The organism is Micromonospora sp. NPDC049580 (genome assembly GCF_040675595.1).
Classification (GTDB): Bacteria; Actinomycetota; Actinomycetes; order Mycobacteriales; family Micromonosporaceae; genus Micromonospora.
In genome coordinates this window covers 1-1,998 of sequence record NZ_JBFAPG010000739.1, presented here as the reverse complement: position 1 = coordinate 1,998, position 1,998 = coordinate 1, and the positions used below count along the sequence as shown (strand labels likewise).

General features: G+C 70.4%; 1 protein-coding gene. It reads left to right on the top strand.

The features are described from left to right. The first annotated feature begins 371 nt into the window (after positions 1-371). Entirely contained in the window at positions 372-1,967 is a 1,596-nt protein-coding gene (locus AB0J68_RS31600) for a cellulase family glycosylhydrolase (protein ID WP_354863187.1), read from the top strand. Positions 1,968-1,998 lie beyond the last annotated feature (31 nt).

Genomic DNA, 1,998 nt, shown 5'->3' with positions numbered 1-1,998 from the left:
CGCGGCGATCGTCCTCGTCGCCCTTCTCACGCTGGGCGAACGCCCGGTGCCGGCCAGCACCCCGGTGATCGGTGCCGCGCTGGCGCTGCTGCTTGCCGCACGGCACGGGCGGGGCCGCGGGGCCGTGCAGTTGACGCATTGAGGCGGGCTGATGAGAATGGGCGACGGAGCCAGGTAGGGCCACCGGGACGAGGGCGACGACGGCGGGGCTCCGCTGTCGAGGATCGGCCGGTGAGCTTCCGCGAGTGTCCCCGTCCGCGTGACATGGACCGTCGCGCACTGTCCGCGTACCCCCAAGGGGCCGTGACGTGCCGACGGCAGCTCGCCCGCGCGGCCCATGGCCGACGCCGGGCCTTTGAAGTGGAGCTCGAATGGTCCGTCCCAAAGCTCTCGGCGGTGCGCTGACCGCGCTCGCCACCGTCGCGGCCGGCGTGTTCATCGCCACCGCCGTCAGCACCGCCCCGGCCTCCGCCGCGGGCACCGGCACCGGCTATCTGCACACGAACGGCAGCCAGATCGTGGACAGCACCGGCGCCACGGTCCGGTTGACCGGCATCAACTGGTTCGGCATGGAGACCGACAACAAGACCTTCCACGGGCTCTGGTCGAGCAATCCGTGGCGGGGGCAGCTCGACACGATGGCCCGGCTGGGCTACAACACGTTGCGGGTGCCGTACTCGAACGACGCGCTGAAGCCGGGCGCGACCGCCACCGGGATCAACGACTTCGTCAACCCGGACCTGATCGGGCTCTCGCCGTTGCAGATCCTGGACAAGGTGATCAACTACGCCGGCAGCAAGGGGATGCGGATCATCCTGGACCGGCACCGGCCGACGTCGGCCGGGCAGTCGCCGCTCTGGTACACGTCGACGGTCTCCGAGGCGACCTGGATCAACGACTGGAAGATGCTCGCCCAGCGGTACGCGGGCAATCCCACCGTGATCGGCGCGGACCTGCACAACGAGCCGCACGCCGAGGGGACCAACCCGGCGGCCACCGGCGCGTGCTGGGGCTGCGGCGACACCGCGCGGGACTGGCGGCTCGCCGCCGAGCGGGCCGGCAACGCCATCCTCGGTGTCCAGCCCAACTGGTTGATCTTCGTGGAGGGGGTGAGCTGCCCCAGTGGTGGCCTCTCCAACGTGTGGGACAACGACCCGAGCAACGACGAGGACTGCGGCTGGTGGGGCGGCAACCTGTCGAAGGCCGGCCAGTTCCCGGTACGGCTGAACGTGGCCAACCGGCTGGTCTACTCGCCGCACGAGTACGCCACGTCGGTCTACCGGCAGACCTGGTTCGACGCCCCCGACTATCCGGCGAACATGCCGGCCATCTGGGACAAGTACTTCGGTTACCTCTACAAGCAGAACATCGCCCCGATCATGATGGGTGAGTTCGGCAGCACCCTCGCCGACCCGAAGGACCGGGTGTGGCTGGAGAAGTTGATGGCGTACACCGGCACCGGGGTGACCGGGATGTCCTTCACCTACTGGTCGTGGAACCCCAACTCGGGTGACACCGGGGGCATCGCGCTGGACGACTGGACGAACATCAACACCACCAAGCAGGCGATCCTCCAGCCGTACCTGATCGCGCCGTCCGGTGGCGGACCCACCGGCGGGCCGACAGGTGGACCGACCGGCGGGCCGACGACCCCGCCCCCGGGCGCCTGCACGGCCACCTACCGGCAGGTAAACGCCTGGCAGGGCGGCTTCCAGGGTGAGCTGACCGTGAAGAACACCGGTACGGCCGCGGTCAACCCGTGGTCGGTGACCTGGAGTTGGCCGTCCGGCGTGACGCTGGGCAGTGGCTGGAACGCCACCGTCACCCAGTCGGGCACGACGGTCACCGCCGCCGCGCCCAGTCACGCGCCGTCCCTGGCGGCGGGGGCCTCGGTCACCGTGGGCTTCACCGCCAACGGCGCGGCCAGCGCCCCGGCAACCGTGAAGCTCAACGGCGCCGGCTGCTGAGTCGCCGGGGTGGCCGGTGCCCACGTCGTGG